Source organism: Micromonospora globispora, from assembly GCF_003857015.1.
In the GTDB taxonomy this organism is placed as follows: Bacteria; Actinomycetota; Actinomycetes; order Mycobacteriales; family Micromonosporaceae; genus Micromonospora; species Micromonospora globispora.
Window position 1 is genome coordinate 1 of record NZ_QGGF01000630.1, and the last position, 2,313, is coordinate 2,313.

Annotated in this window: 3 protein-coding genes; all 3 read left to right on the plus strand. The window is 74.1% G+C overall.

Annotated features, from left to right (window positions below):
• The coding region (locus DKL51_RS31080; protein ID WP_148097893.1) for a cytochrome P450 at positions 1 to 1,219 on the plus strand (1,219 nt) is incomplete at its 5' end.
• A 42-nt stretch (positions 1,220 to 1,261) separates the two neighbouring features.
• Positions 1,262 to 1,822, plus strand: a complete 561-nt coding sequence (gene def, locus DKL51_RS31085; RefSeq protein ID WP_109947920.1) for a peptide deformylase — start codon at positions 1,262 to 1,264, stop codon at positions 1,820 to 1,822.
• Positions 1,823 to 1,826: 4 nt separating this feature from the next.
• Positions 1,827 to 2,313 (plus strand): methionyl-tRNA formyltransferase (locus DKL51_RS31090; RefSeq protein WP_260428737.1); only part of this gene is annotated, 487 nt, incomplete at its 3' end.

Consider the following 2,313-nt stretch of genomic DNA (forward strand, 5'->3'; position numbering starts at 1 on the left):
TCCCTATCCCACGTACGAGCAGCTGCGCGCCCACGGGCCGGTGGTCCAGGCCGGTCCGGTCTTCTGCGCGGTCACCGGATACGCCGAGGTCGACGAGATCCTGCGCGATCCCCGGTTCGGGGTGATGGACGACGAGCTGCGCGACCAGTTCCTGCCCGGCTGGCGGGAGAGTCCGGCCGTCGCGTCCATCTCCCGGTCGATGCTGCGCACCAACCCGCCGGACCACAGCCGGATGCGGCGGCTCGCGGCCGGCGCGTTCACCCCGCGCCGGATCGCCGCCATGCGCGACGTGGTGGTCGCCCAGGCCGACGAGCTGATCGACCGCATGTGCGAGCGCGGCCGGGACGGCGGGCCGGTCGACTTCATGGCCGACTTCGCGTACCCGCTCCCCGTGGGGGTGATCTGTGCGCTGCTCGGCGTGCCGGCGGCGGACCGGGCGCTGTTCCGGCGCTGGGCGACCGACCTCACCGGCGTGCTGGAGCCGGAGATCACCCTCGACGAGCTGGCCGTCGCCGACCAGGGCGCGGCCGAGCTGCGCGACTACTTCACCGAGCTGGTCGAGGCCCGCCGGCGTGCACCCGCGGATGACCTGACCAGCGCGCTGGTGCAGGCGCACGACGCGGACGGCGACCGGCTCTCCGGCGACGAACTGCTGGCCAACCTGGTGGTGCTGCTGGTGGCCGGCTTCGAGACCACCACCAACCTGCTCGGCAACGGCCTGGTCGTGCTGCTCGACCACCCCCGCGAAGCCGACGCGCTGCGTGGCCACCCGGAGTTCGCCCCCGGCTACGTCGACGAGCTGCTGCGCTACGACTCCCCGGTGCAGCTCACCTCCCGGATGAGCAGCGCGGACAGCCGCTACGGCGGGGTGGAGGTGCCCGCCGGCAGCCTGATGCTCCTGCTGCTCGGGGCCGCCAACCGGGACCCTCGGCGCTACCCCGAGCCGGCGCGGTTCGACCCGTGGCGTCCGCAGATCCACCCGCTCTCCTTCGGCGCGGGGCCGCACTACTGCCTCGGGGCCGGTCTGGCCCGGCTGGAGGCGCAGGTCGCCTTCCCGCTGCTGCTGCGCCGGCTGCCCGGGCTGGCGCTGGCCGGGGAACCGGAGCGCCGGGTGCGGCTGACCCTGCGCGGGTACGCCACCCTCCCGGTCACGGTCGGTGACGAGACCCGGGTTACCGATCGCGGTACGCCGGCCGGGGCGGCTCCGGCGACTCCGTAGACTGGTACGGCACCACTCGTCCCAGTTAAGGAGCCACCCCGCGTGACCGTTCAGCCCATCCGTCTGTTCGGGGATCCGGTGCTGCGCACGCCGGCCGATCCGGTGGTCGACTTCGACGCCGAGCTGCGCAAGCTGATCGCCGACCTGACCGACACGATGCGCGAGCAGAGCGGCGCCGGTCTGGCCGCGCCGCAGCTCGGGGTGGGCCTGCGGGTGTTCACCTTCGACGTCGACGACGTCCTCGGCCATCTGGTCAACCCGGTGCTGGAGTTCCCCGACGAGGAGGAGCAGGACGGCCCGGAGGGGTGCCTCTCGATCCCCGGGCTCTACTTCGACACGAAGCGCCGGCAGAACGTCATCGCCAAGGGCTTCAACGGCTACGGCGACCCGGTGCAGATCGTCGGCACCGGGTTGATGGCCCGCTGCGTGCAGCACGAGACCGACCACCTCGACGGGGTGCTCTTCGTCGACCGGCTCGACCCGGCCGGGCGCAAGGCGGCGATGAAGGCGATCCGCCAGGCGGAGTGGTACGACCAGGCCGCGCCGCCGACCGTCAAGGTCAGCCCGCACGTCGCGGGCAACCCGTTCGGCCTGGGGCGGTGAGCCGGTGCGTCTGATCTTCGCCGGCACCCCGGCCGTCGCCGTACCCGCGCTGGACGCCATCGCCGCGTCCGGCCACGAACTGCTCGCCGTGGTCACCCGTCCCGACGCGCCGGCCGGTCGCGGCCGGGGGCTGGTCCGCTCGCCGGTGGGCGCCTGGGCCGACGCGCACGGCGTCGAGGTGCTCACCCCGGCCCGGCCGCGCGAACCCGAGTTCCTGGACCGGCTCCGCGCGCTGGCCCCGGACTGCGTGCCGGTGGTCGCGTACGGCGCGCTGGTGCCGCCGGTCGCGCTGGAGATCCCCCGGCACGGCTGGATCAACCTGCACTTCTCGCTGCTGCCCGCCTGGCGGGGCGCCGCCCCGGTGCAGCACGCGGTGCTGCACGGCGACGAGCTGACCGGGGCCAGCGTGTTCCAGCTCGAGGCGGGGCTGGACACCGGCCCGGTGTACGGCACGGTGACCGACGAGGTCCGCCCCTCCGACACCTCCGGTG